This is a genomic window from Streptomyces sp. NPDC058051 (assembly GCF_042885475.1).
Taxonomy (GTDB): domain Bacteria; phylum Actinomycetota; class Actinomycetes; order Streptomycetales; family Streptomycetaceae; genus Streptomyces.
Map to the genome: position 1 here is coordinate 1 of NZ_JBHVRW010000040.1, position 24,077 is coordinate 24,077.

Annotated in this window: 23 protein-coding genes; 14 read left to right on the plus strand and 9 right to left on the minus strand. The window is 70.8% G+C overall.

Translation table 11 applies throughout. From position 1 onward, the window contains the following. From ACFVUT_RS35360 to ACFVUT_RS35370, 3 genes are all read left to right on the plus strand, one after another. The coding region (locus tag ACFVUT_RS35360; protein ID WP_389652983.1) for a tyrosine-type recombinase/integrase at positions 1 to 896 on the plus strand (896 nt) is incomplete at its 5' end. 49 nt (positions 897 to 945) lie between these two features. Then, complete coding sequence (locus ACFVUT_RS35365; RefSeq protein WP_389652986.1) at positions 946 to 2,751, plus strand: gamma-glutamyltransferase family protein; 1,806 nt, start codon at positions 946 to 948, stop codon at positions 2,749 to 2,751. Between the two features lie 217 nt (positions 2,752 to 2,968). Continuing rightward, positions 2,969 to 3,769: an inositol monophosphatase family protein gene (locus tag ACFVUT_RS35370; RefSeq protein WP_389653421.1), complete on the plus strand. Its 801-nt coding sequence runs from the start codon at positions 2,969 to 2,971 to the stop codon at positions 3,767 to 3,769. A gap of 82 nt (positions 3,770 to 3,851) precedes the next feature. Here ACFVUT_RS35370 and ACFVUT_RS35375 read toward each other — a convergent pair whose 3' ends face one another. After that, on the minus strand, positions 3,852 to 4,244 hold the full coding sequence (locus tag ACFVUT_RS35375) for a VOC family protein (RefSeq protein WP_389652989.1): 393 nt from the start codon (positions 4,242 to 4,244) through the stop codon (positions 3,852 to 3,854). Next, the gene (locus tag ACFVUT_RS35380) at positions 4,241 to 5,116 is read right to left on the minus strand and encodes a nucleotidyltransferase family protein (RefSeq protein WP_389652991.1); all 876 of its coding nucleotides are present in this window, start codon (positions 5,114 to 5,116) and stop codon (positions 4,241 to 4,243) included. The genes ACFVUT_RS35375 and ACFVUT_RS35380 overlap by 4 nt, the downstream gene beginning before the upstream one ends. A gap of 87 nt (positions 5,117 to 5,203) precedes the next feature. Between ACFVUT_RS35380 and ACFVUT_RS35385 the strand changes: the two genes are divergently transcribed. The 6 genes from ACFVUT_RS35385 (at position 5,204) to ACFVUT_RS35410 (ending at position 14,080) form a co-directional block, all read left to right on the plus strand. Next, positions 5,204 to 6,619, plus strand: a complete 1,416-nt coding sequence (locus ACFVUT_RS35385; protein ID WP_389652993.1) for a phytoene desaturase family protein — start codon at positions 5,204 to 5,206, stop codon at positions 6,617 to 6,619. A gap of 548 nt (positions 6,620 to 7,167) precedes the next feature. Then, positions 7,168 to 8,511, plus strand: coding sequence for an ABC transporter substrate-binding protein (locus tag ACFVUT_RS35390; RefSeq protein ID WP_389652996.1), 1,344 nt, complete (start codon positions 7,168 to 7,170; stop codon positions 8,509 to 8,511). Between the two features lie 442 nt (positions 8,512 to 8,953). Continuing rightward, complete coding sequence (locus ACFVUT_RS35395) at positions 8,954 to 9,754, plus strand: IclR family transcriptional regulator (protein ID WP_389652999.1); 801 nt, start codon at positions 8,954 to 8,956, stop codon at positions 9,752 to 9,754. 133 nt (positions 9,755 to 9,887) lie between these two features. Then, positions 9,888 to 11,558: an OPT/YSL family transporter gene (locus ACFVUT_RS35400; protein WP_389653002.1), complete on the plus strand. Its 1,671-nt coding sequence runs from the start codon at positions 9,888 to 9,890 to the stop codon at positions 11,556 to 11,558. A gap of 71 nt (positions 11,559 to 11,629) precedes the next feature. Continuing rightward, positions 11,630 to 12,694: a hypothetical protein gene (locus ACFVUT_RS35405; RefSeq protein ID WP_389653005.1), complete on the plus strand. Its 1,065-nt coding sequence runs from the start codon at positions 11,630 to 11,632 to the stop codon at positions 12,692 to 12,694. Positions 12,695 to 12,778: 84 nt separating this feature from the next. Beyond that, positions 12,779 to 14,080, plus strand: coding sequence for an alpha/beta fold hydrolase (locus ACFVUT_RS35410; RefSeq protein ID WP_389653008.1), 1,302 nt, complete (start codon positions 12,779 to 12,781; stop codon positions 14,078 to 14,080). Between the two features lie 216 nt (positions 14,081 to 14,296). Here ACFVUT_RS35410 and rpsR read toward each other — a convergent pair whose 3' ends face one another. The 4 genes from rpsR to rpmG all read right to left on the minus strand — a co-directional run bounded on the left by rpsR (position 14,297) and on the right by rpmG (position 16,207). Further along, positions 14,297 to 14,533 carry a 30S ribosomal protein S18 gene (rpsR, locus tag ACFVUT_RS35415; RefSeq protein WP_389653011.1) on the minus strand — a complete coding sequence of 79 codons (237 nt, stop codon included), beginning with the start codon at positions 14,531 to 14,533 and terminating at the stop codon, positions 14,297 to 14,299. A 67-nt stretch (positions 14,534 to 14,600) separates the two neighbouring features. After that, positions 14,601 to 15,755: a CobW family GTP-binding protein gene (locus ACFVUT_RS35420; protein ID WP_389653014.1), complete on the minus strand. Its 1,155-nt coding sequence runs from the start codon at positions 15,753 to 15,755 to the stop codon at positions 14,601 to 14,603. Beyond that, positions 15,755 to 16,009 carry a type B 50S ribosomal protein L31 gene (locus tag ACFVUT_RS35425; RefSeq protein WP_389653017.1) on the minus strand — a complete coding sequence of 85 codons (255 nt, stop codon included), beginning with the start codon at positions 16,007 to 16,009 and terminating at the stop codon, positions 15,755 to 15,757. The genes ACFVUT_RS35420 and ACFVUT_RS35425 overlap by 1 nt, the downstream gene beginning before the upstream one ends. 33 nt (positions 16,010 to 16,042) lie before the next feature. Continuing rightward, positions 16,043 to 16,207: a 50S ribosomal protein L33 gene (gene rpmG / locus ACFVUT_RS35430; RefSeq protein WP_389653020.1), complete on the minus strand. Its 165-nt coding sequence runs from the start codon at positions 16,205 to 16,207 to the stop codon at positions 16,043 to 16,045. Between the two features lie 56 nt (positions 16,208 to 16,263). Here rpmG and rpmB point away from each other — a divergent pair, with 56 nt between their 5' ends. Together rpmB and rpsN are read left to right on the plus strand one after the other, a co-directional pair. Then, positions 16,264 to 16,500 (plus strand): 50S ribosomal protein L28, encoded by a 237-nt coding sequence (rpmB, locus tag ACFVUT_RS35435; RefSeq protein ID WP_389653023.1) that lies wholly within the window; start codon positions 16,264 to 16,266, stop codon positions 16,498 to 16,500. Further along, positions 16,500 to 16,805, plus strand: a complete 306-nt coding sequence (gene rpsN, locus ACFVUT_RS35440; RefSeq protein ID WP_389653026.1) for a 30S ribosomal protein S14 — start codon at positions 16,500 to 16,502, stop codon at positions 16,803 to 16,805. Before rpmB ends, rpsN begins: the two co-directional genes overlap by 1 nt. A gap of 323 nt (positions 16,806 to 17,128) precedes the next feature. Here rpsN and ACFVUT_RS35445 read toward each other — a convergent pair whose 3' ends face one another. Continuing rightward, positions 17,129 to 18,334 (minus strand): PstS family phosphate ABC transporter substrate-binding protein, encoded by a 1,206-nt coding sequence (locus ACFVUT_RS35445; protein WP_389653029.1) that lies wholly within the window; start codon positions 18,332 to 18,334, stop codon positions 17,129 to 17,131. Between the two features lie 287 nt (positions 18,335 to 18,621). Between ACFVUT_RS35445 and ACFVUT_RS35450 the strand changes: the two genes are divergently transcribed. Together ACFVUT_RS35450 and ACFVUT_RS35455 are read left to right on the plus strand one after the other, a co-directional pair. Beyond that, positions 18,622 to 20,094: an AlkA N-terminal domain-containing protein gene (locus ACFVUT_RS35450; protein ID WP_389653032.1), complete on the plus strand. Its 1,473-nt coding sequence runs from the start codon at positions 18,622 to 18,624 to the stop codon at positions 20,092 to 20,094. Positions 20,095 to 20,114: 20 nt separating this feature from the next. Continuing rightward, on the plus strand, positions 20,115 to 20,639 hold the full coding sequence (locus ACFVUT_RS35455) for a methylated-DNA--[protein]-cysteine S-methyltransferase (protein WP_389653035.1): 525 nt from the start codon (positions 20,115 to 20,117) through the stop codon (positions 20,637 to 20,639). 106 nt (positions 20,640 to 20,745) lie between these two features. On the opposite strand, the gene ACFVUT_RS35460 is transcribed toward ACFVUT_RS35455, so the two are convergent. Next, entirely contained in the window at positions 20,746 to 21,330 is a 585-nt protein-coding gene (locus ACFVUT_RS35460) for a TMEM165/GDT1 family protein (protein WP_389653038.1), read from the minus strand. A 613-nt stretch (positions 21,331 to 21,943) separates the two neighbouring features. Between ACFVUT_RS35460 and ACFVUT_RS35465 the strand changes: the two genes are divergently transcribed. Further along, on the plus strand, positions 21,944 to 22,990 hold the full coding sequence (locus ACFVUT_RS35465) for a sodium:calcium antiporter (protein WP_389653041.1): 1,047 nt from the start codon (positions 21,944 to 21,946) through the stop codon (positions 22,988 to 22,990). A gap of 184 nt (positions 22,991 to 23,174) precedes the next feature. Here the strand turns inward: ACFVUT_RS35465 and ACFVUT_RS35470 are convergent, their stop codons facing one another. Then, on the minus strand, positions 23,175 to 23,933 hold the full coding sequence (locus tag ACFVUT_RS35470; protein ID WP_389653043.1) for an NAD-dependent deacetylase: 759 nt from the start codon (positions 23,931 to 23,933) through the stop codon (positions 23,175 to 23,177). Positions 23,934 to 24,077: the final 144 nt, after the last annotated feature.

A 24,077-nucleotide genomic window follows, 5' to 3' on the forward strand; every position in this document is an offset into this window, starting at 1 on the left:
AGCCGTCGGTGGCCGGACCGTTCGCCCCGGCCAGTTCCCAGGCCCGCGAGCGTACTTCGGCCCGCGCCGACCGGATCGCGGTGAGCGCCTTCGGCAAGCGTCTTGCTCGGAACCCGATGAGGTCCAAGTCGGTCCGATGGCCGAAGCTGCCCGATGAGCGTCGCGAGGCGTGGCCTGAGGCGCTGGCTCGGAGGGTGCGTGATGAGATCAGCCAGAGGCACCGTATAGCGGTAATTCTTGGGCTTGGGTGCGGTCTGCGTCAGGGCGAAGTCTTCGGCCTGAGCATGGAGGACGTCGACCACGCGCGCGGAGTCCTCCACGTCCGACGTCAGGTGCAAATAGTCAATGGCCGGAAGTGCTTTACGCTTCCAAAGGGTGGCAAGACCCGCGTTGCAGACATGCCGCGTTCCGTGGCCGACGAGCTGGTGAAGCATGCCAGGGCATACCCCGGCGACAAGGTCGAGCTTCCCTGGGGCGGTCCTGAATCGGACAGGGAGCGGAAGGAGTTCGGCCTCGTACTGACAACGAAGTACGGGAACGCGATCGCCGCCAACACGTGGAACACCGAGATCTGGAAGCCTGCCTTGGCCAGGGCAGGTGTCATCCCTCCGCGTGTCAAGGGGGCGAAACCTTGGCAGTGGCAAGCGGCACCGAAGGACGGGTTCCATGTGCTGAGGCACACGTACGCATCCCTCGTGCTGGAGGCAGGAGAGTCGGTCGTCACACTCGCCAAGTGGTTGGGGCATTCATCGCCGACCATCACGCTCGATCACTACGCGCACTTCATGCCGGAGGCGGGGAAGAAGGGGCGCAGGGCGATCGATAGCCTGCTGGGGGAGCGGGCGGAGGAGAGTTCCGGTCCAAGCTCCCCAGATTCTCCCCAGGCCCGATCGTGAGTGCGGATTCGACCGTCCGACGCGCGTAAACAACGAGGTGAGACCCCGTATGTTCACCACCCGCCCCACCCTGCAGGGCACCTTCGGCATGGTGGCCTCCACCCACTGGCTCGCCTCGCAGTCCGCGATGGCCGTCCTGGAGGACGGCGGCAACGCCTTCGACGCCGCCGTCGCGGCCGGATTCGTCCTGCACGTCGTCGAACCGCACCTCAACGGGCCGGCCGGTGAGGTGCCGATGATCCTGGCGCCGAAGGACGGCGAGGTGCAGGTCCTCTGCGGCCAGGGCCCGGCCCCCGCCGGTGCCACTCCCGCCCACTACCGCGCCCTCGGCCTCGACCTGGTTCCCGGCACCGGACCGCTCGCCGCGGCCGTGCCGGGCGCCTTCGACGCCTGGATGCTCCTGCTGCGCGACCACGGCACCAAGACCGTCGCCGAGGTGCTGCGGTACGCCATCGGGTACGCCGAGGACGGCCACGCACCTGTCGAGCGGCTCGGCCAGACCGTCGAGACCGTGCGGGAACTCTTCGAGAACGAGTGGCGGTCGTCCGCCGACATCTACCTGCCCGGTGGCACACCGCCCCGACCGGGCGAGCTGTTCCGCAACTCCGCACTCGCCGCCACCTGGCGCCGCCTGATCGACGAGGCGCAGGAGACGGGCGGCGAGGACCGCGTCGCCCAGATCGAGGCCGCCCGCACGATCTGGAGGGAGGGCTTCATCGCCGAGGCCCTGGTCCGCCAGGCCGCCCGTCCCACCATGGACACCAGCGGCTCCCGCCACTCCGGCACTCTCACCGCCGCCGACCTGGCCGGCTGGTCGGCGTCCTACGAGGCACCCGCCACGTACGACTGGAACGGCTGGACACTCGCCAAAGCGGCCGGCTGGAGCCAGGGCCCCGCCTTCCTCCAGCAGCTCGCCCTGCTCCCGGCCGAGCTGCCGCAGTACGGCTCCGCGGCCTACGTCCACCTGCTCATCGAGGGCTGCAAGCTCGCCATGGCCGACCGTGAGGCCTGGTACGGCGACGCCGTCGATGTACCTCTCGACACGCTGCTCTCGGAGCCGTACAACGCCGAGCGTCGCGCCCTCGTCACCGACCGGGCCTCGCGCGAACTCCGCCCCGGAAGCCCGGACGGCCGCACTCCCGTCCTCAGCCGGCACGCCCACGCCGTGGCCTCCGGCGAGGCCGGCTTCGACGCCCTGGGCATACCGACGGCGGGCGTCGGCGAGCCGACCGTCGCCAAGGACGGCGCCACGCGTGGTGACACCTGCCACCTCGACATCGTCGACCGCTGGGGCAACATGGTTGCCGCCACACCGAGCGGCGGCTGGCTCCAGTCCAACCCGGTCGTTCCGGAGCTCGGCTTCCCGCTCGGAACCCGGCTCCAGATGGCCTGGCTCGACGAGGGCCTGCCGAACTCCCTCACCCCCGGACGCCGCCCCCGCACCACCCTCACCCCGTCCCTCGCCCTGCGCGACGGCGTCCCCGTCATGGCGTTCGGCACGCCCGGCGGCGATCAGCAGGACCAGTGGCAGATCCACTTCTTCCTCGCGGTCGCCCTGCGTCCGGCGGTCCGCGGCGGCCTCGACCTCCAAGGCGCCATCGACGCGCCGAACTGGCACAACGACAGCTTCCCCAGCTCGTTCTTCCCCCGCGAAATGCGTCCCGGCAGCGTCACCGTCGAGGAGCGCATGGCCCCGGAGGTCGTCGAGGAGCTGCGCCGCCGCGGCCACGACGTCACCGTCGGCGACCCGTGGTCCGAGGGCCGGATGTGCGCCGTGGCCCGCGACCCGGAGACCGGAGTGCTCTCCGCGGCCGCGAACCCGCGCGGCATGCAGGGGTACGCCGTCGGACGGTGACCGGCCACCTCCCCGCCATGACCAGGCCGTCAGCTGTCCAGTCGGCCGTGCTTAGCTGGGGGGCGTGATCGATGAACTTCTCGCTGAGAACGCAAAGAACGCAGGAAACGCACAGCACGCAGGAAACGCAAGGAACGCAAGGAACGCAAGGAACGCAAGGAACGCGGGGAATGCGGGGAACGCCGGCAACGCGGGAGACGCCGGGTCCGCAGGGCACCTGACCGCAGTGGAGGCGGCGGTCCGCGCAGCTGCCGCCGCCGAGATCATGCCGCGCCACCGACAGCTCGCCGCACATGAGATCGTCGAGAAGAGCGGTCCGCACGACCTCGTCACCATTGCGGACCGCCGCGCCGAGGAACACCTCACCGCGTCCCTGACCAGGCTCCTGCCGGGCTCCGTGGTCGTCGGCGAGGAGGCGGTCCACGCCGATCCTCGGGTGTACGACGCCCTGAGCGGCGACGCACCGGTGTGGATCGTCGACCCGGTCGACGGCACCCGCCAGTTCGTCCGCGGCGAAGCAGGCTTCTGCACCCTCGTCGCCCTCGCCCACCACGGCGAACTCCTCGCTTCGTGGACCTACGCCCCGGTCCTCGACGAGATGGCGATCGCCGTCCGCGGTCGCGGAGCCACGCTCAACGGCACGCCGATACGCTCCGGCTCACCTGCCCCCGGCTCCGTCCTGCACGTGGCGATGTCCCACCCCGACTACACCACCGATGCTCAGAAGCACGCGTTGCTCGGCCTGCGCACCGAGGGCATCGACGCCCGCCCCTGTGGTTCCGCGGGCCTCGAATACCTCGCCGTCGCCCGTGGCGACAACGACGCGGTCGCCTTCACCTGGGAGTATGCCTGGGACCACGCGGCGGGCCTGCTCCTGGTCACCGAGGCGGGCGGCGCCCAGGCCACGCTTTCCGGCGCCCCCTTCCGTATCACCGGCGGCAACGCCCTGCCGTTCACGGCGGCCCGCGACGAGGCGACTGCCGAACGTGTCCTCCAGGCCCTCCGCGACGGGGCCTGACCGCCTGCCGTCGCGCCGACAGGCAACCCCCCAGGGCCGTCCCGTCGGGCTGACGGACCCGCCCCGCATCGAGGCGGCGGCACTACGTGTCGTTGCCGTGCCGGACCAGGCAGAACGGATGGCCCGCCGGGTCCGCGTAGATCCGCCACGGGCGCCCCGTACCGCTGCCCTCGTCGAGGACCACCGCCCCGGCCGCCACCGCTTGTCCCTGCGCCGCGTCCAGATCCGGGACTCCGAAGTCCAGATGGAACTGCTGCGGGTACGCCGGATCCCCCCACCGCGGCGGACGGTGGTCCGCCACTCGCTGGAAGGCGAGCACCAGCCCGGCTTCCGTGTGGAGGGTCGCCCAGCTGTCACCCGTCGCCCAGCGCCGGTCCGGCCGGTTGATCTCCCCGCCGAGCAGGCAGTGGTAGAAGGAGGCGAGGCGGGCGGGATCGGCACAGTCGAGCACCACGCACTGGAGTTGCGCGTTCATGAGCGGCTCCCGGTCCCTGTCGCACCCGTGGCGAGTACCGACCGGGCCTCCCGCACCACGTCCGCGGCCTTCTTCACCGCCGCCGCGTCCAGCCCCCGCAGTGCCTCGCCGACCCGTTCCGCGAACTCCGCGGGAGCGTCCGGCAGGACGGCCGCAGCGGCCGGCGCACCCTTCTCGTTCAGGCACCAGGTGCGGTGGTGGGCGTGGAGCGACTGGGCGAGGATGCCGAACGCCCGCGACAGGCACAGTGCGACATGGAGCGGATCCCCGGCGGGGGCCGACTTGCGCGCGGCCGCCACCGAGAACTCCGCCTCCCACGCGGCGTCGGTGAGCGCGGTGCGCAGTGCCTCGGGATAGGCCCTGGTCCGTCGCTGAAGCTCCGTCAGTTCGCCTGCCGGGTCGGCGAGTACGTGCCCGAGAGCGACCTCGCCGGGATGGGCGGGGGACCAGAAACCGAGCGGATGCCCCGGCTGTACGCCCACTTCGAACCGGCCGTCGAGACAGTCGGACCAGACCGCCTCCACCCGGTCCAGGTCGCGCAGGATCCAGTCCACCGGATCACCGTCCACCCGCAGCCAGGCCCCGCCGTCGACCCAGGGCCCCCACGCGCCGGGGGCCGGGACCTGCGCCGGGGAACCCTGCGCCTCGGATGCCAGCGCGGTCAGTGCGGCCAGGTCGGGACGGCCCCGGTAGTACACGCCGAGGTCCCAGTCGGAGTCCGGGCGATGCGTGCCACGGGCCCGGCTGCCGCCCAGGGCGACAGCCCGGATTCCGGGCAGCGCGGCGAGCCGGGAGGCCATGTCCGCGATGCGCGCGGGCACGACCGGGCAGGCGCGTGCCATGGGCGCGGTGTGTGCGTTCCGAGTGTTCATCGATCGGCGACCCTACCCGCGGCCCCGCCGCCGACGCCTCGGAATATCCTGGGTGTCCTGGCCGTCGGCTGACGAAGGAGTCCGAAGGTGCCGTCGATGCTTGATGCCGCCGTTGTGGGGGCAGGACCCAACGGGCTGACCGCCGCGGCCGAACTGGCCCGCCGTGGCTTCGCCGTGGAGGTCTTCGAGGCGGCCGACACCGTCGGAGGCGGCGCCCGTACCGAAGAGCTCACCCTCCCCGGCTTCCGGCACGACCCCTGTTCCGCCGTGCACCCGCTGGGCATCGGCTCGCCCGCGTTCAACGCCATGCCGCTCGCCCGGCACGGCCTGGAGTGGCTTCAGCCCGAACTGGCACTCGCCCACCCGTTCCCGGACGGGTCGGCCGCCGTGCTCACCGGCTCGGTGGGGGAGAGCGCCATGTCGCTCGGCGCCCAGGACGCCGGGGCGTACCGCAGGCTCGTGGCCCCGTTCCTCGGCCACTGGGACACCCTTGCCGAGGACTTCCTGCGTACACCCTGGGACGGGCTGCCCCGTGATCCGTACCGCTGGGTCCGCTTCGGCCTGGACGCGCTCCAGCCCGCGACGCTGCTCTCCCGCCGCTTCCGCGGCGCGAAGGCGCGCGGTCTCTTCGCCGGGCTCGGCGCCCACGCCATAGCTCCCGTCAGCGGCCTGGCCACCGGCGGGATCGCCCTGCTCTTCGCCCTTGCCGCGCACGAGAAGGGCTGGCCGGTGCCGCGAGGCGGATCGCAGGCCATCTCGGACGCCCTCGCCTCGTACCTGCGCGAACAGGGCGGTGAGATCCACACCGGTACGGAGGTCAAGCGCCTGGACGAACTCCCGCCCGCCCGCGCCTACATCTTCGACACCTCACCCACCGCGCTCGCTCGCATCGCGGGCCTGGGCCGCGCCTACAGCGGATACCGGTACGGCGCATCCTGCTTCAAGATCGATTACGCGCTGTCGGGCCCCGTTCCCTGGACCGCGAAAGAGGCGCGCCGCGCGGGAACGGTCCACATCGGCCCCACGGCCTCCGAGATCGACGCCGCGCTGGGCGCCGCGGTGGCGGGCCGCGATCCGAGCGTGCCGTTCCTGATCACCGCGCAACCCTCCCTGGTCGACCCCTCCCGCGCGCCCGAGGGCCGGCACGTCTTCTGGGCGTACGGACATGCCCCGTCGGGCTGGGAGGGCGACGCCACCGATGCCATCGAACGGCAGCTGGAGCGTTTCGCTCCCGGCTTCCGCGACCTGGTTCTCGCCCGGGCGGTCACCGGCCCGCCCCAGCTCGCGGCGCGCAACGCCAATTACGTCGGTGGCGACATCGGGTGCGGCGCGTTCACCGGCCTTCAGACGGTGATGCGGCCCAAGCTCGCGCGCGTGCCGTACGCGACGGCACATCCGGCGGTGTTCATCTGCTCCTCGGCCACTCCTCCCGGCCCGGGCGTGCACGGCATGTCGGGCCACCACGCGGCGAAGGCCGTCTGGCGGCGTCTCCGGGCGACCTGAGCAGCGGAGTGGTCTGAGTAGCGGAGTGGTCTGAGCCGCGCAGCGCAGCGCCTTGCACAGCGTCAGGGCGCCAAGGCAGCGCGGCGTCAGGGCGGCGCGGTGTCAAGACGTCCGAGCATCAAGCCGCCTTCGGCATGCCGAAGGCGGCTTCGGAGCGTCAGAAGCCCTTCGGTCCAAGGGAGAACGGGCGCTCCGGCGCCGTATCCGGCGTGAGCGGGGGCGCGGGCCGGGCCCTGTCTCCCTGGCCGCCGACGCCGCGTAGGCGACCGCGTGCGCACCAGGAGTTGCCTCCTCGCGCGCGGCCCCGGCTCCCGGCGACGCCGGGTCCGCCCCGGCCGTGTCCCCCGGCCTGCGTGGCCCAACTGGGCTGATTTCCTCGTCAATCATGATGTTTCAGCACGTCCGTGCCCCGATCGAAGATTTCTTTTGTCCTGCGCATTGACGGTGGCAGAAGGCGGACTTACCTTCGTCGCGTTGTTCTTCGTATGTCATATATGAGACGCGATATGAGAGATCTGAGAGCCGCCATGCAGACAAGAGGGCCGATCATGAGCAACCACCGCAGTCGTCGACTCGCCACCGCGATCTCCCTGGCTTCCGTCCTGGTCCTGACGGCCACCGCCTGCGGTGACGACGGCAGCGGCATGGCCGGCCAGAAGGGCAGTGAGGGAGCGGGGACCGGGAAGATCGTCTTCTGGGACGAGAACGGCGGTGTCCGTACGGCGGTCTGGAAGGAGATCATCGCCGACTTCGAGAAGGCCAACCCGGACATCGACGTGGAGTACGTGGGCCTCGCCTCCACGGAGGCGCAGTCCAAGTACGACACCGCCATCCAGGGCGGCGGGCTGCCGGACGTCGGTGGTGTGGGCGCGGCGATGCTCGCCGGCATCACCGCACAGGACGCTCTGGAGCCGCTGGACGACCGGGTCGCGAAGAGCGGCCTCAACGGCAAGCTCAACAAGGCGATGACGGAGAACGTGAAGGTCGCCGGCGGCCGGGACGAGACGTACGCGGTGCCGATCTCCGCCACCAACGGGGTCCTCTACTACCGCACCGACCTGTTCGAGAAGGCCGGCCTGGACGAGCCCGGCACCTGGGACGCGTTCTACAAGGCCGCGGAGAAGTTGACGGACAAGAAGAAGAACGTGTTCGGCTACACCATCCGTGGCGGGCCGGGCTCCATCGCCCAGGCGTTGGACGCGATGTACGGGCAGTCCGGCATCGACTCCTTCTGGGACGCCTCCGGGAGCAGGACCACGGTCAACGACCCCAAGAACGTGGAGGCGTTGGAGAAGTACGTCGGCCTGTACCGGAAGGTCACCCCCGCCGCCGACCTCAACAACGACTTCACCAAGATGGTCGCCCAGTTCGACGCCGGAACCATCGGCATGCTCAACCACAACATGGGCTCCTACCAGGACCATGTGAAGGCGCTGGGCACCGACAAGTTCCGTGGCATCCCTCAGCCCGAACTGGCCGACGGCACACGGGTGATGGTCTCCAACCCGGTCTCCGGCCTCAGTCTGTTCAAGTCGTCCGGGAACAAGGCGGCGGCTTGGAAATTCATCGAGTACGCCGCCTCGCACGAAGCGAACTCCAAGTTCAGTGAGTCCGCGGGCCTCATCCCGGCCAACGAGGAAGCCGCTCAGGACGACTGGATCGACAAGGCCGAGACCACCAAGCTCGGCGCCGAGGCACTGTTCTCCGGCAACACCAAGATCGTCCAGCTCCCGTACTACCTGCCCGACTGGAACACCCTCTCCAAGGCCGACAGCGAGCCGGACTTCCAGAAGGTGCTGCTCGGCAGGGTGAGCGCCAAGCAGTTCCTGGACACCCTGGCTGAGCGGCTCGACAAGGCTCAGGCGGAGTGGAAGCAACAGCAGAACAGCTGACGTCCTCATTCGTCCGCGCCCCCTCTCGGTCCGCCGGTCCGCCGGTCCGCCGGTCCGCCGGTCCGCCGGTCCGCCGGTCCGCCGGGAGGGGGCGCGTGGCGTTGATGGAGGCCGTACCGGACCGAGCGGGCACTCCCGTCGACCGCGCCGCCTCCGTCTCCGCCGTGCCGCACTCCCGTCGACCGCGCCGCCTCCGTCTCCGCCGTGCCGCACTCCCGTCGACCGCGCCGCCTCCGCCTCCGCCGTGCCGTGCCCCTGTCGGCCACGCCGCCGCTGCGCCGCGCCCCACCAGCTTTCGGGCGGCGCGAGCGCGCCACCAGGGCGAATTCCCGGGAAACCCTTGACAGCCGCTGAGTGCACCCGCATTCTGTCGCCGGAAATCGCAACACCGTTGCGATTTCCGCACCGGATTCAATGATGCGGACGAAGGAGGCTCGGCCCCATGGCGGAACACGGCACGGACACCAGCGCCCCGGCCGAAGGAAGACCCCAGGCCCCCGGCGTCCTGCAGACCGTGGACCGGGCCCTGCTCGTCCTGCTCACCTTCACCGAGCAGCGGCCCGAGTGGGGCGTCAGCGAGCTGGCCCGTCACCACGGCTGGGACAAGGCCGTCGTCCAGCGCCTCCTCACCACCCTGACCGCGCGCGCGTTCCTGGTCTGCGACGAACACACCCGCCGCTACCGTCCGGGGCCGGCGCTGTCCCGGCTGGCCAGGGTCAGCGAACACAGCGGCGTGCTCTCCTCGCTCGCCAGGCCGGTTCTCGCCCGACTCCTCCGCGAGACCGGTGAGAGCATCGTCCTCAACGTTCCGCACGGCGGCAGCTACCGCTGCGAAGCCGCCGTCGACGGCACCGGACCCGTTCGCTACACCGCGATCATCGGCGCGGTCATGCCGGGCCACGCCGGAGCCTCCGGACACACCATCTTCGCGTACCACCCCGAACGCGAGATCCGGCAGATGTTCGGCCCCACCGGGCTGACCCGCTTCAACGACCGCACCATCACCGACCTGGACGCACTGCTCGCCTGCTACGCCCAGGTCCGTGCCGACGGGTACTGCATCAGCCACGGCGAGTACGACGAGGCCGTGACCGCGGTCTCCGCACCCGTCTTCCAGGGGGACGGCGTTCCCGCCTCCCTGACCGTCATCGGCCCCTCCCACCGGGTGGACCGGGCCGCCGACTCCCTCGTCATGCTGGTCCGCGCCGGAGCGGCGGAGATCACCGCCGCCCTCGGCGGCTGAACCGGAACGCCGTACCCCGTAACACCCATCGCTCAGCCCGCAGAACCCCCGTCGCCCGTGCACGCGGCCCGCACCCGCCCGCACGCACGCACGGAACCCGACCTCCAGTCCTGCTCACCGAAGGGGGTGCCCCATGGCGCACCATGTCTCCGCGCCGCACCCTGCCCCGTCGCCGGGCCCCGACTCCGACGACGCCCGGTCCCATCCGCGCGTCCTGGAACCCGTACTACTGGTGATCCTGGTGGCGCTCGCCGCCGTCGGCGCCGTCATCGGCATCGACCTGGTCTCCAAGCTCGGCATCTCCGCCAACACGTCCGTGGTCGGCGCTCTCGTCGCCATGCTGATCGGCCGCATCCCACTGGGCTTCCTCCGCCGGATGCGCTCCGTCCACCGGCAGAACCTCGCCCAGAGCGCGATCTCCGCCGCCACCTTCGCCTCCGCGAACGCGCTCCTGACCTCCGTCGCCGTGCCCTACGTCTTCGGACGTGAGGACCTCGTCTGGCCGATGCTCGCGGGAGCGTTCATCGGCCTGGTCGTGGACGCCTGGGTGCTCTATCGGGCCTTCGGATCCCGGCTGCTGCCCGCCGACGCGGCCTGGCCGCCCGGAACGGCCGCCGCCGAGACGATCAAGGCCGGTGACCAGGGCGGACGTCGCGCTCTCATCCTCGCCGGCGGTACGGCCGTCGGCCTCGCCGGAACCCTCTTCAGCCTGCCGCTCTCCGCGGCCGGAATCGCCTTCCTGGGCAACGTCTGGGCGCTGGCGATGTTCGGCGTCGGTCTGATGCTGCGCCAGTACAGCCCCGACTTCTTCGACACCGACCTCGGTGCCGGATACATTCCGCACGGCGTCATGGTGGGCGCCGGAATCGTGGCCCTCGGCCAGGCCGTGCATCTCCTGCTCGGCCGTCGCGAACGCAAGCGGCAGGCGGCCGCCGAGGCAGCGCCCAGCGCACCGGCCCAGGCGGCTCCGGACCCGACCACCGAGTACACCGTCGACGAGCGCGCCCTGCGGCTCTCCCTCATCCGCGGCTACGTGCTGTTCACCGCGGGCGCCGCGATCCTCGCCGTGCTCGGCGGGCTGATCGGCGACATGAGCCCGCTCGGCATCGTCGGATGGGTCCTGTTCGCCGCGTTCGCCGCCCTGGTCCACGAACTGATCGTCGGCCTCGCCGCCATGCAGTCCGGCTGGTTCCCGTCCTTCGCCGTCACCCTGATCTTCCTGATTCTCGGCCTGGCCATAGGAATCCCCTCCGTACCGCTCGCCCTCCTGGTGGGATACGTCTCCGCCACCGGCCCCGCCTTCGCCGACATGGGCTACGACCTCAAGGCCGGCTGGCTGCTGCGCCGCGACCACCGCCCCTGGGATCCGTACGAGCGCGAAGGCCGTCGCCAGCAGTTCCTGGCCGCCCTCATCGGATTCGGCGTCGCCCTGGTCGTCGTCGCCCTGGCCTGGCGCTCCTACTTCGGGCAGGGCCTCATCCCGCCCGTCGCCAAGGTGTACGCCGACACCATCAAGAGCGGGCTCAGCGACCCGGACGCGGTGCGCACCATGCTGCTCTGGGCGATCCCCGGCGCCGTCATCCAGCTGCTCGGCGGCACCCGCCGACAGTTGGGCGTGATGCTCGCCACCGGTCTGCTCATCCTCAGCCCGAAGGCCTGCTGGCTGGTCCTCGGCGCCCTCCTCGTCCGGGTCGTCTACCGCAAGCTGCGCGGCCCCGCCGCCGACGAGGAGCTCAACCTGGTCGGCGCCGGACTGGTCGCGGGCGGTGCGCTCGGCGACTCCGCCCAGATCCTCAAGACCTGACCGCAGCCCCCTCCCCCTGAAACCACCCTCCGCACCACCCAGCACCACCCGCACGGCAAGGAGAACCCTCCATGGACATGTACAGCAGGCTCGAACCGCGCCCCGAGTACCTCAGCTTCGAACTCGCCCTGGCCGCCCGCAAGCTCGTCGAGGAGGTCATGCTCGTCAAGCGCGGCGAGCACGTCGTCCTCACCGGCGACACCAGCAGCGACCGCCGGGTCATCGAGGCCACCGCGCAGGCCGTTGCCGCCGCCGGTGCGCACCCCGTCATCGTCTGGTACGAGACGCTGCCCGGCGCCTCCATGGAGCCGCCCAGGCCGGTGGCCGGTGCCATCGCCGACGCCGACGTGTGGATCGAGTTCGCCGTCTCGTACCTGATGCACTCCGACGCCTTCCGCGCCGCCATGGCCAACGGATGCCGTTACACCAACCTCACCGCGATGGACGTCCAGATGCTGGTCGCCACGGTGGGACGCCCCGACTTCCAGGGCGTCATCCGCCTCGGCAAGGCCCTCGTCGCCCTTCTGGAGGCCGCCGACGAGGTCCGTATCACCTCCGCCAACGGCACCGACCTGGTCGGCCGCAACGGCGACCGGCCGATCAACCTGCGCGGCAAGCCCGCCGAGAAGCCCGGCGAGACCGTCATGCTCTCCGGCCAGATCTCCTGGAACCCGCTCGAAGAGACCCAGGACGGTGTTCTGGTCTTCGACGGCGCCCTGTGGCCGCCGGACGAGATCGGCCTGCTCCGCTCCCCGGTCCGCTGCACCGTCGAGAAGGGCGTCGTCACCAAGATCGAGGGGGGCGCCGACGCGGACACCTTCCGTCGCTGGATGGAGTCCTTCGACGACCCGAACATGTTCCGCGTCGCCCACTGGTCGCTCGGCTTCAACCCGGGCGTACTCGCCCCGACCGGCCGGATCGTCGAGGACGAGCGGGTCTTCGGCTGCGTCGAGCTGGGCATCGGCACCAAGGGCGCCTGGATCGGCGGCGAACCGTGGGTGGCCGCCGCGCACACCGACGGCAGCGTCCTCGGCCCGTCCATCTACCTGGACGGCGTCGCCATCGAGGAGAACGGGCGCTACGTGCACCCGGAGCTCGTGGAGATCTGCCGCGACCTCGGCGTCGCAGGCTACTGAGCCCCGCACGGCCGGGCCCGCACCACCCCGGTGCGGGCCCGGCCGTCGTCCGTGAAACCGTTCTGCCACGCGAAAGGAACGCCCATGTCCACGCCCGCCCCCGTCTCCTACCGCCACGGCGGCCTGGTCTGCACCGACCACACCCTCGACGTGCCGCTCGACCACCACACCCCCGACGGCCCCACCATCGGACTGTTCGCCCGTGAAGTGGTCGCAGCGGGCCGTGAGCACGAGGACCTGCCCCGGCTGCTCTGGCTCCAGGGCGGCCCCGGCGGCCGTGCGGAGCGTCCCAACGCGGCGGGCGCCTGGCTGCGCCGTGCTCTCACCGACTATCGCGTCGTCCTGCTGGACCAGCGCGGAACCGGCCGTTCCACGCCGGCCGACCGCGTCACCCTGGCCCGGTTCGGCACGGACTTCGAGGCCGCCGCCGGGTATCTCGCACACTTCCGCGCCGACTCGATCGTCCGCGACGCCGAACTGCTGCGTCGCCGCCTCCAGGGCGACCGGCCCTGGAGCGTCCTCGGCCAGAGCTTCGGCGGCTTCTCCACCCTCACCTACCTCAGCCTCGCCCCCGAGGGACTCGACCAGGCGTACATCACCGGCGGGCTGCCGACCCTCACCGGGCACGCCGACGACGTGTACCGGGCCGCCTACGCCCGTACCCTCGCCCACAACGAGCGCTACTTCGCCCGCTACCCCGGCGACCAGCGGCTCGCCGACGCCGTCGCCGCACACCTCGCCGCGCACGACGTCCGCATGCCGACCGGCGAACGCCTCACCGTCCGTCGCTTCCAGACCGTCGGCATCACCTTCGGCACCTCGGCGAAGTTCGACTCGCTCCACTACCTGCTGGAGACCGCCTTCACCGAAGGCGCCCACGGCCCGGAGCTCACCGACACCTTCCTGCGCGGTGTCGAGGCCGCCGTCTCCTTCGCCGAACGCCCCCTGTACGCCGCACTCCACGAGCCGATCTACGCGCAGGGCGGCCGCCCCACCGACTGGTCCGCCCATCGCATCCGGCAGGAGTTCCCCGCCTTCGACGCAGGCGCGGGGCTCCCGCTCCGGTTCACCGGCGAGATGGTCTACCCCTGGCAGTTCGAGGAGGACCCCGCGCTCGTCCCGCTGCGCGGTGCCGCCGAGGCCCTCGCCGCCCGCACCGACTGGCCGCCCCTCTACGACCTGGACCGGCTCGCCGCCAACGAGGTCCCCGTCGTCGCCGCGGTCTACCACGACGACATGTACGTGGACCGCGAGCAGGCGCTCATCACCGCCGACGCGGTCCGCGGGCTGCGGACCTGGGTGACCGATGCCTATGCCCACGACGGCGTGCGTGCCGACGCCGCCGTGCTGGACCGGCTGATCGCCATGGCCCGGGACGAGGTCTGATCGTCCGCCCGCACCGGGCAGAGGGGATCGACACGGCCGCACCGTGCGATCGCCCCTGTCCGGCCGCCCCTGTCCGGCCGCCTCTCGCCGGCGGCCTCGAAGCTGCCCGGAGGAACAGCCCGCATTCCACCTGTGCGGTGTTGACCTCTGGGCTGTTGACCTGTGCGGTGTTGACCTCTGTGCTGTTCACCTCTGGGCTGTTCACCTCTGGGCTGTTCACCTCAGCGCGTAAGGCAACAGCGCCATCTCGCGGGCGGTCCTGATCGCTCGGGCGAGCTGTCGCTGCTGCCGAGCGGTGACCCGAGTCACACGTCGACTGCGGATCTTGCCGCGGTCGGAGATGAACTTCCGCAGCAGATCGGTGTCCTTGTAGTCGATACGGGTGATGCCGGCCGCGTCCAGCGGATTGGGGCGGGACGTGGCAGTCCGCCGCGGATCGGTATGTCGCGCCATGCGCATTCCTTGGATGAGGGCCCGGAGGTCTGATCGGCCGCGCAGCCGCGTCCGGACGGAACGGTGGTCAGGAGACAGGGTCGAGCAGGGAGTCGAAGGGGGCAGGGAGCTGTTTCCACGCCTCCGGCCCCGCGGCGTACTCGGCATCGGTGAGCAGACAGGAATCGAGGAGCGCGGTCAGCCGTTCCCGATCGAGGCCGGGTGAGGTGAAGACGAGGTGCTGGCAGCGGTCGCCGTGCTCGGGATGCCAGTCGAGCGAGGCGGCCACCCTGCGCAGGGGAGGCACCATGTCCCAGGCCGCGTCCGGAAGGGAAGCCAGCCACGGGCCCGCTCCCTCCACGCAGAGCGCACCACCGGCGGCGTCCCAGGCCAGAAGGGTGTCGGGGCGGTCGGCCAGCCAGAACCGGCCACGGCTGCGCGCGGCGGCGCAGCACAGGTCTTCCAGCGCCCGGTAGAGCCGTTCGGGATGGAAGGGGCGGCGGCGGTGCCAGACGAGCGTGGCGACCCCCGCCGCTTCCGCCTCCTGCGGCAGCAGGGCGCAGGCGGGGTGCTGGGCGGCAGCCGCCGCTTCCACGTCGAAGCCGGCGAAGGCCAGTCGGCCGAGTTCGTCCGAACCGGCGGACACCTGAAGCGCGGTCGGGTGGAGCTGGGTGAGCAGCGCGCGGTCCTCCTCGTCGGCCTCTTTGCTGTCGACCAGCGCGAGCACGGGTGCGTACTCCAGCTGTCTCGCCCAGGTGTCTCCCACGGTTCGCCGGTCCGTGGCGGCCGCCGCGAGACCCGCCTCGGCCAGGTCGTCGCCGTTCGCGAGACACGGCAGTACGAGCGCGGGGTCGACCGCGGTCATCACATTCGTGAGGTCGAGTACGTGGCCGCCGTGTGCGACGACGACCTCGGCCATCGACCTCGGCTCGACGGAGTCCCACAGCTCGACGACGGCCAGCCGGGTGGAACCGTCGGCGGCCAGGCGTTCCAGCTCGGGTACCAGGTCCTCGCGCAGCGCGCAGCAGGCACAGTCGTTGACGAGCGGTGCGACGCCGCACGACAGTTCGCCCGACGCGTCGCGTACGAGGCGCCGCACGGTGCCGTCGGCTGCGGAGGCCAGATCGTGGTGGAGAGCGACGCTGCCGGGGACCGCGTGCAGCAGCCGGTCCACGACCTCCTCGCGGGCGTCGGAGTGGAGTCCGCCGACGATCACGACGGGCAGCCGGGCCCGGTCCCGCATCACTTCGCCCCGCGCCGGCCGTAGCGGCGCTCGAACCGCTCGACACGTCCGGCGGTGTCCAGCACGCGTGCGGTGCCTGTGTAGAACGGGTGGCTCGCGGAGGAGATCTCGACATCGACGACGGGGTAGGTGTGTCCGTCCTCCCACTCGACCGTCCTGTCGCTGGTCGCGGTGGAACGGGTGAGGAAGGCGGAGCCGGCGGCCTTGTCGCGGAAGACGACGGGGCCGTACGCGGGGTGGATTCCAGGCTTCATGACGGTGTCCTTCTGGATCTGGCGGGGGAGCGGTCAGCGTTCTTCACGGAAGTCGACGTGCTTGCGGACGACCGGGTCGTACTTGCGCAGGACCATGCGCTCGGGGTCGTTCCGGCGGTTCTTGCGGGTGACGTACGTGTGGCCGGTCCCCGCGGAGGAGCGGAGTTTGACGACCGGGCGTAGTTCGTTGCGTGCCATGGGCGCTACTATATGGCAATGATTTCCATTTTCAACAAGTCGAGACAGGTGACTCCATGTCCGCCCACTGCCAACTGACCGGCGCCCGACCGGGCTTCGGCAACCACATCTCCCACTCGCACCGGCGCACCTCGCGCCGCTTCGACCCCAACATCCAGCGCAAGAGGTACTGGTTGCCGAGCGAGGGCCGGAGCGTCCGGCTGACCCTCAGCGCCAGGGCGATCAAGACCGTCGACAGCATCGGGATCGAGGCGGCCGTCGCCCGCATCCGCGCCAGGGGAGGGAAGGTCTGATGGCCAGGAAGAGCAAGATCGCGAAGAACGACAGGCGCCGGGCGATCGTCGCCCGATACGCCGCGCGCCGCGCCGAGTTGAAGGAGACCATCCGTCGGCCGTCCGCCACGGACGCCGAACGCCGCGCCGCCGTGGACGAGTTGCGGCGTCAGCCGCGCGATGCCAGTGCCACCAGGGTGCGCAACAGGGACAGCGTGGACGGACGGCCGCGCGGGCACCTGCGGAAGTTCGGCCTCTCCCGCGTCCGGGTGCGTGAGCAGGCGCATGCCGGATTTCTGCCCGGGGTCACCAAGTCCTCCTGGTGAACGAGCCGTTGGCGAGTGGTGGCGGACACGGTCGTGCTCCCGGGCGGGAGCGGCGGCGGTCGGCCGCGCTCCCCGGCGGGAGCGGCGGCGGTGGGCCGTGCTCTGCCGGGGAGGGATGCGGACAGTCGTTGCCCGGCCCGGAGGAGGCGGTTCTTCGGCCTCCTTCTCGGCGTCGCCCGCGGCTGTGCCGGGGCTCGCCGCGTGAAGGTACGACATGACGTGACGGTGCGACATGACACGGCCCCGGTGACCGAATCGGCTCACCGGGGCTCTGGCGCTGTGTCATGCGTACCGGGCCGGGCGGTGGCCACGGCCGGGCGGGATCAGGGGGCGGTGTCGAGCGCGTCGAGGCTGTCGCGGGTCTGTCCGGAGCGCAGGGGCAGGAAGGTCTGCTGATCCGAAACCACCTGCTGGCCCTGCTTGCTGAGGACGAACCGGATCAGTTCCTCCATGACCGGGTCCAACTGCTTCCCCGGCTGCTTGTTGACGTTGAAGTAGGTGACCCGGCTCAGCGGGTACGCGGCCGAGGCGACGTTCTCGTACGTGGGCGCGTAGGCCGGGTCGCCGACGTGGTCGCTGAGCGAGATGACCTTGACCGCCGAGTCGACGTAGGCCATCCCCGTGTACCCGAGGGCGTAGGGGTCTTCGGAGACGGCCTTGGAGAGGTTGAAGACCGTCTTCTCCCAGTGCACCGCGGGATCGGCGGGAGTGCTGCCGTCCGCCGCACCCGGGCGCCACTCGCCGCGCTTGCCGTTGTGGTCGAGCACCCGCTGGCGGACGAACTCCTCGAAGCCGTTCCACGGCTGAAGGCCCACGATGTGGACCGGCTTGTCGGCCCAGTCGCCCGTCGCGCCCAGATCGCCCCAGGTGGTGGCTGCCTTGCCCCCGCGGTTGTGGGTGGTGGACAGTACGGCGTCGAGCTGGTCGAGGGAGAGCTTGTCCACCGGGTTGTTCTTGTTGACCATGAATCCGACGGAGTCCAGGAAGCCGAAGTGCCGGTAGCTTCCGCCGGATATCGGGATGCTGAGCGGGTCGTAGCCGAAAGCGTCGTGGAAGCCATCGATGTCGGTCGGCTTCAGCTCCCGCGAGACGAAGACGCAGTCGAGATTGCCCTTGATCAGTTCAAGAGCGCCCAGACTTCCGGCGTAGGGCGGATTCACACTGATGTGGACCTTGGGGTACTTCTTCTCGAATTCCTTGATCCACTTTTGGGAGAGATCGGCGAGCACGTCCGAGGCGCCGCACTCGTAGTCGCCGCGCAACGAGTTCTTCGGCCGGGCCCGGTACGTCCCCAGGCCGGCGTCGAGCGCAGGCTGGAGCAGCTCCGGAGAGGGGAGAGGGCGGCCGTGCGTCTTGTTGTACTCGTCCTGCTCGGGGGTCTGCGGAACCACCTTCTTCTGCGGTGCGACGGCCCAGGTCGTCAGGTTGTCGGCGTTGTTGTCGGTGCTGGCGAGACTGGTGACGGTACCGGCCGCCGCGAGTGCGACGGTGACGGCCAGGGCGGTTGCTGCGCGAGCCGTACGCTTCATCGTTGGTCTCCCGGATGTGGGTCCGAAGGGCCTCCGGGAGGGAACGCCCCGTACCCGGTTGCCTGCCCTGCGAGGGCGACCGGAACGTTAGGGCCGGGCGCCCGGAAGGAGCCAGAAGGGCGTCGCTAATGCTCATTGATCGCTCTTTTGATCATTCTGCTCAAGATCCATCACCGGCCCGCTCGCCCAGCCCGGCACCGAAGAGCCAACGGAAGAGGCCCTGGCCGCGCGAGGCCGATGTCGGATTTTCGCCAGCTCTCACCCGTTCCGTGGCCGATGCTGGAGCCATGCACACCGACACCGAGCGCTGCGTACGGGCCGTCCAGTCCAAGGACGCCCGCTTCGACGGCTGGTTCTTCACGGCGGTCCTGACCACCCGGATCTACTGCCGCCCCAGCTGCCCCGTCGTGCCGCCCAAGGTCGAGAACATGACCTTCTACCCCAGCGCCGCCGCCTGCCAGCAGGCCGGATTCCGCGCCTGCAAGCGCTGCCGCCCCGACACCAGCCCCGGATCCCCCGAGTGGAACGCCCGTGCCGACTCCGTCGCCCGTGCGATGCGGCTCATCCAGGACGGCGTCGTCGACCGCGAAGGCGTCCCCGGTCTCGCGGCCCGGCTGGGCTACTCCGCACGGCAGATCGAGCGCCAACTGCTCGCCGAGCTGGGCGCCGGGCCGCTCGCCCTGGCCCGGGCACAGCGCGCCCAGACCGCGCGGCTGCTCATCGAGACGACCGCACTCCCCATGGCCGAGGTCGCGTTCGCCGCCGGGTTCTCCTCGATCCGCACCTTCAACGACACCGTCCGCGAGGTCTTCGCCCTCGCCCCGGGAGAGCTGCGCAGCCGCGCCGCCCGGTCCGTCGCACCGTCGCCCACTCCGGGCGTGATGGCGCTGCGCCTGCCGTACCGCGCCCCGCTCAACCCCACCAACCTCTTCGGCCACCTCGCCGCGACCGCCGTGCCGGGCGTCGAGGAATGGCGCGACGGCGCCTACCGGCGCACGCTCACCCTCCGCTACGGACACGGCATCGTCGCGCTCACCCCGCGCCCCGACCACATCGCCTGCCGGCTCTCCCTCACCGATCCGCGCGACCTCACCCTCGCGATCAGCCGCTGCCGGTGGCTGCTCGACCTGGACGCCGACCCCGTGGCCGTCGACGCCCAACTGCGCACCGATCCGCTGCTCGCCCCCCTGGTCGGCCAAGCGCCGGGCCGACGGGTGCCACGCACCGTCGACGGAGCGGAATTCGCCATCCGGGCCGTGCTCGGCCAGCAGGTCTCCACCGCGGCCGCGCGCACCCACGCGGCCCGTCTGGTCACCGCCCACGGCCTCCCCGTCGACGACCCGGAGGGCGGCCTCACCCACCTCTTCCCGACGCCCGAGGCCCTTGCCGGGCTCGACCCCGAACAGCTCGCCCTGCCACGCAGCCGCCGCACCACCCTCACCACACTCGTCGGCGCACTCGCCGACGGCACACTGCGGCTCGGCACCGACACCGACTGGGAGAAGGCGCGGGCCGAACTGGCCGCACTTCCCGGCTTCGGTCCCTGGACCGTCGAGGTGATCGCGATGAGGGCGCTCGGCGATCCGGACGCCTTCCTCCCCACCGACCTCGGCATCCGGCGCGCGGCCGAACAGCTCGGCCTCCCGTCGACTCCCGCGGCGCTCACCGGCCGCGCGGCGTCCTGGCGGCCCTGGCGGGCCTACGCGGTCCAGTACCTCTGGACCGTGGACGACCACCCCATCAACCACCTGCCCGCATGAAAGCCCTGGGAGACTCAGTCATGATCGCCACGCCCGCACGTGAGACGGCCCGGCGGCACACGGTCGCCGACAGCCCGTACGGTCCGCTCACGCTCGTCGCCACCGACGGCGTCCTCTCCGGTCTCTACATGGAGGGCCAGCGGCACCGGCCGCCGGAGGAGACCTTCGGCGAGCCCGACCCGCGCCCCTTCGCCGAGGCGATGCGCCAGCTCGATGCCTACTTCGCCGGTGAGCTGCACGTGTTCGACCTGCCGCTGCGTCTGGAGGGCACCCCGTTCCAGCGCAGCGTCTGGGCGCAGCTCCAACGGATTCCGTACGGCGAGACCCGCTCGTACGGCGAGTTGGCCGAGTTCCTCGGCAAGCCGGGCGCCTCACGCGCGGTGGGCCTCGCCAACGGCAAGAATCCGGTGGGCATCATCGTGCCCTGCCACCGTGTCATCGGCGCTTCCGGCAGCCTCACCGGCTACGGCGGCGGACTCGACCGGAAGCAGCGGCTGCTGGCCTTCGAGAACGGTACGCAGGACGCCACCCCGGCACTCTTCTGAGGCCGTCCACGTGCGGAAACGCGAGGACGGGCCCGGGACGCCGAGTCCCGAGCCCGTCCGGACACCCCGCACGAAGGGCCTGCGCGGTGCTGTTCCGGCGCAGGCGTCAGCCGGTGAAGATCTCCACCACGGTCCAGATCGCCAGCCCCAGCATGCAGATCCCGCCGATCCGCTGAACCGTCTTGAGCGGCACCCGCTTGGCGATGAACTGCCCCGCGAGCAGGGCCAGCGCCGAGACGGACATCAGCGCCGCAGCGGATCCGATGGCCGTGGACCACGTGCCGTTGCTCGCGGCCAGATTGGCCGTGGTGATCTGGGTGAGATCGCCCCACTCGCTGATGAAGACGGCCATGAACGCGGTCGAGTACACCGGCCAGAAACCGGTCACCGTCTTGCTGGAACCGTCCTCCTCGTCATCGCCGCCGCCGTTGCGCAGCAGCATGAACGCTCCGAACGCGAACAGGGAAGCCGAGACGAGCTTGACGATCCAGTCGGGAAGCAGCGAGATCAGACCGCCGGCTCCGACGGCGATGGCGACGTGCACGACAAACGCGGACGACGTACCGAACCAGACGTACAACGGTCGCATGCGGGTGCCCATGGCGAGCGACGCGAACATCGTCTTGTCGGGAAGTTCCGCGAGGAAGATCAGCCCGAAGGCGGTGAGAATCGCCAGGGGGTCGAGGTGCATTCCGGGTGGCTTTCTGTAGGAGCCGGGCCCCGGGGCCTTCGCGAAGTGCCACTCGGGCTTCTCGGAGGACCACTCGGCCCGGCACGACGTCAGCGCCCACGATGCGCGGGCGTGTCATACCTGACCGAAGGTCTCGCCCGCCCGTAAGGATCTACGGGCCCGGCCACCGGGAACCCGAAGGCTCCAGTGTGTCGACGACCGGTTTGCGGGGCTACTCCCCTTCGCAGCCACCCACACTACCCCACCGGCCGACGGGGTAGTGCAGCTGTTCGATCGTCTGCGCCGGTTTTGTGCTGTCGCGTACCGTCGGTTTGCCGAGCGGCTATCACGAACCCGGCTGGGAGCCGCCGCACGGCCCCCTCTCCCCGCTGGTTGAAGGACTGTTCGTTGTACAGTGGGCGGCTGCGAAGGGGAGTAGCCCCGCAAACCGGTCGTCGACATGCTGGAGTCCTTGTGACTCCCGGTGGCCGGGCCTGTGCAGAGTCTGCCGGGTGGGCGAGACCTTCGGCTCTTTGTCGACGATGTACGTACGTCGCGGGGCCGAGGTCGTACGCCGGGACTCCAACCGCGTATCGCCCAGGATCCCGCGGTGCGGGAAAGCCGGGCGGTCAGTGTGATCCATTTTGTTTTGCTCATCGTGTGTGCGGTGGCGATCTATCTCTCGTGCGAGTGGTTCGTCAACGCGGTGGAATGGCTGGGCGAGCGCCTCAACGTCGGGAAGATGGCGGTCGGCACGATCCTGGCCGCGTTCGGGACGGCGCTGCCCGAGTCGGTGGTGACGCTGGTCGCGGTCACCACGGGCGCCACCGAGGAGGCCAAGAACATCGGTGTCGGCGCGGCGATGGGCGGACCGCTGGCGCTGGCCACGGTCGCCTACGGCGTGACCGGCGGGATGCTGCTCCTCAAGCGCCGCAAGGAGCGTGCCCTGGTCCTGGCCACGACCGGCATGCCGGTCAGTGGGCCCGACGGGGTTGAGGCGCTGGGTGATGAGAAGGACATGAAGCGGCTCGCGAAGGACCAGAAGTGGTTCCTGCCGATCTTCATCGTCAAGGTCGCTCTCGGCCTGGTCGCCTTCGCCTTCAAGCCCGCCCTCGGCCTGCTGTTCTTCGGCGCCTACGCCGTCTACTTCTGGCGCGAGATCCGCAGCGGTGACGACGGCGGGGAGGACGAGGAGCTGGAGCCGCTGAAGCTCCAGCCCAAGGCCGCCGCCCCGGCCACCTGGGCGGTGGTGGTCCAGACGCTGGCCACGTTGGTCGTGATCTTCTTCGCGTCCCAGCTGTTCGTGAAGCAGCTCGACGCGATCGGCCCGATGCTCGGCCTCTCGGCCGCGGTCACCGCGCTGCTCCTTTCGCCGATCGCGACGGAGCTGCCCGAGATCATGAACGCGATCATCTGGGTCCGCCAGGGCAAGACCAAGCTCGCCCTGGCGAACATCTCCGGCGCCATGATGATCCAGGCGACCGTTCCCAGCGGCCTGGGGTTGCTGTTCACCAGCTGGAAGTTCGACGGCGCACTGATCTGGGCCGGGCTGATCACCATGGCTGCGATCGTCTACCTCCTGATCACGATGCGCGCCCACAAGCTCACCCCCGGGCGGCTGGCCGTGGCAGCCCTCTTCTACGTCGTCTTCGGCCTGGGACTCATCCCGATCCTGGCCTGACGGCCCGCCCCACCTTCTGCCGTGACGGCCAGGCAGGGCCGCCACGGTGTCTCCCGGACTTCGCGTCCCCCTGCGTCACCCGTGCCTCCGTACACGGCGGGGGCCTCCGACACGTCCCGGCCCGATCACCGTCGGGCCGGGGAGGGGCGGGCGGATTCCGGCCGACAGCGCGGACACCGAGCGCTCAGCCCCGGGAGTCCGCTCCGAAGGAGCCCGTGTCCGGGGGTGCGGACAGCCGCTTCAGCAGTGCGGGAAGCGCCGTGCCGATGGGCTCGCGGATGGTCTCCTCGGCCAGTTCGTCGTACGGCGTGGGCTCCGCGTTCACCACGATCAGCCGCGCCCCGTGGTCCACCGCGATCCCGGCCAGTGAGGCGGCGGGCTGCACCTGCAGCGTCGTACCGACCGCGATGAAGACCTCGCACGCCTTGGCGATCGCCATCGCTTCGCCCAGCACCACCGGATCGAGCCGCTCGCCGAACATGATCGTGGCCGATTTCAGGATGCCGCCGCAGTCCGGGCAGGCAGGATCGGCCTCACCCGCCTCCACACGGGCCAGTGCCTCGGCCATCGGGGCGCGGGCACGGCAGCGGGTGCAGACCGTCTCACGCGCGGTCCCGTGGAGTTCGAGGACCTTGCGGGCGGGCAGACCGGCGAGCTGATGCAGACCGTCGACGTTCTGCGTGATCACCCGCACCGGGGCGCCCGACCGCTCCAGCTCCGCCACCGCACGGTGGGCCGCGTTGGGCTCCGCGCCCCAGGTCGCGCTGGTGCGGCGCATCTGCCAGGAACGGCGGCGAATCTCCGGATCGGACATGTAGAAGTCGTACGTGACCAGCTTCTCGGCCTCCGGGTCCTTGCGCCAAAGCCCTTGGGGACCGCGGTAGTCGGGGATGCCGGAGTCGGTGGAGATACCGGCGCCGCTGAGGATCGCGACGAGAGTCATGACGCGAGCGTACGCAGCGCCGGCAGCCTCCCGCGAGGTCATTTCCCCGTGCGCGACCGGCTTCCCCGTGCGACCGCGGCGCGCGCGGCAACCGCATCTCCGGCAGGAGGACGCGCGAGGGACGTCGGGCCCGAGGACCCACAG

What these genes read in the sequence shown, in the direction of transcription:
- ACFVUT_RS35365 (WP_389652986.1), top strand. Translation starts at nt 946, where the DNA reads ATGTTCACCACCCGCCCCACCCTGCAGGGCACCTTCGGCATGGTGGCC.
- ACFVUT_RS35375 (WP_389652989.1), bottom strand. Translation starts at nt 4,244, where the DNA reads ATGAACGCGCAACTCCAGTGCGTGGTGCTCGACTGTGCCGATCCCGCC.
- ACFVUT_RS35380 (WP_389652991.1), bottom strand. Translation starts at nt 5,116, where the DNA reads ATGAACACTCGGAACGCACACACCGCGCCCATGGCACGCGCCTGCCCG.
- ACFVUT_RS35390 (WP_389652996.1), top strand. Translation starts at nt 7,168, where the DNA reads ATGAGCAACCACCGCAGTCGTCGACTCGCCACCGCGATCTCCCTGGCT.
- ACFVUT_RS35395 (WP_389652999.1), top strand. Translation starts at nt 8,954, where the DNA reads ATGGCGGAACACGGCACGGACACCAGCGCCCCGGCCGAAGGAAGACCC.
- ACFVUT_RS35400 (WP_389653002.1), top strand. Translation starts at nt 9,888, where the DNA reads ATGGCGCACCATGTCTCCGCGCCGCACCCTGCCCCGTCGCCGGGCCCC.
- ACFVUT_RS35405 (WP_389653005.1), top strand. Translation starts at nt 11,630, where the DNA reads ATGGACATGTACAGCAGGCTCGAACCGCGCCCCGAGTACCTCAGCTTC.
- ACFVUT_RS35410 (WP_389653008.1), top strand. Translation starts at nt 12,779, where the DNA reads ATGTCCACGCCCGCCCCCGTCTCCTACCGCCACGGCGGCCTGGTCTGC.
- rpsR (WP_389653011.1), bottom strand. Translation starts at nt 14,533, where the DNA reads ATGGCGCGACATACCGATCCGCGGCGGACTGCCACGTCCCGCCCCAAT.
- ACFVUT_RS35420 (WP_389653014.1), bottom strand. Translation starts at nt 15,755, where the DNA reads ATGCGGGACCGGGCCCGGCTGCCCGTCGTGATCGTCGGCGGACTCCAC.
- ACFVUT_RS35425 (WP_389653017.1), bottom strand. Translation starts at nt 16,009, where the DNA reads ATGAAGCCTGGAATCCACCCCGCGTACGGCCCCGTCGTCTTCCGCGAC.
- rpmG (WP_389653020.1), bottom strand. Translation starts at nt 16,207, where the DNA reads ATGGCACGCAACGAACTACGCCCGGTCGTCAAACTCCGCTCCTCCGCG.
- rpmB (WP_389653023.1), top strand. Translation starts at nt 16,264, where the DNA reads ATGTCCGCCCACTGCCAACTGACCGGCGCCCGACCGGGCTTCGGCAAC.
- rpsN (WP_389653026.1), top strand. Translation starts at nt 16,500, where the DNA reads ATGGCCAGGAAGAGCAAGATCGCGAAGAACGACAGGCGCCGGGCGATC.
- ACFVUT_RS35445 (WP_389653029.1), bottom strand. Translation starts at nt 18,334, where the DNA reads ATGAAGCGTACGGCTCGCGCAGCAACCGCCCTGGCCGTCACCGTCGCA.
- ACFVUT_RS35450 (WP_389653032.1), top strand. Translation starts at nt 18,622, where the DNA reads ATGCACACCGACACCGAGCGCTGCGTACGGGCCGTCCAGTCCAAGGAC.
- ACFVUT_RS35455 (WP_389653035.1), top strand. Translation starts at nt 20,115, where the DNA reads ATGATCGCCACGCCCGCACGTGAGACGGCCCGGCGGCACACGGTCGCC.
- ACFVUT_RS35460 (WP_389653038.1), bottom strand. Translation starts at nt 21,330, where the DNA reads ATGCACCTCGACCCCCTGGCGATTCTCACCGCCTTCGGGCTGATCTTC.
- ACFVUT_RS35470 (WP_389653043.1), bottom strand. Translation starts at nt 23,933, where the DNA reads ATGACTCTCGTCGCGATCCTCAGCGGCGCCGGTATCTCCACCGACTCC.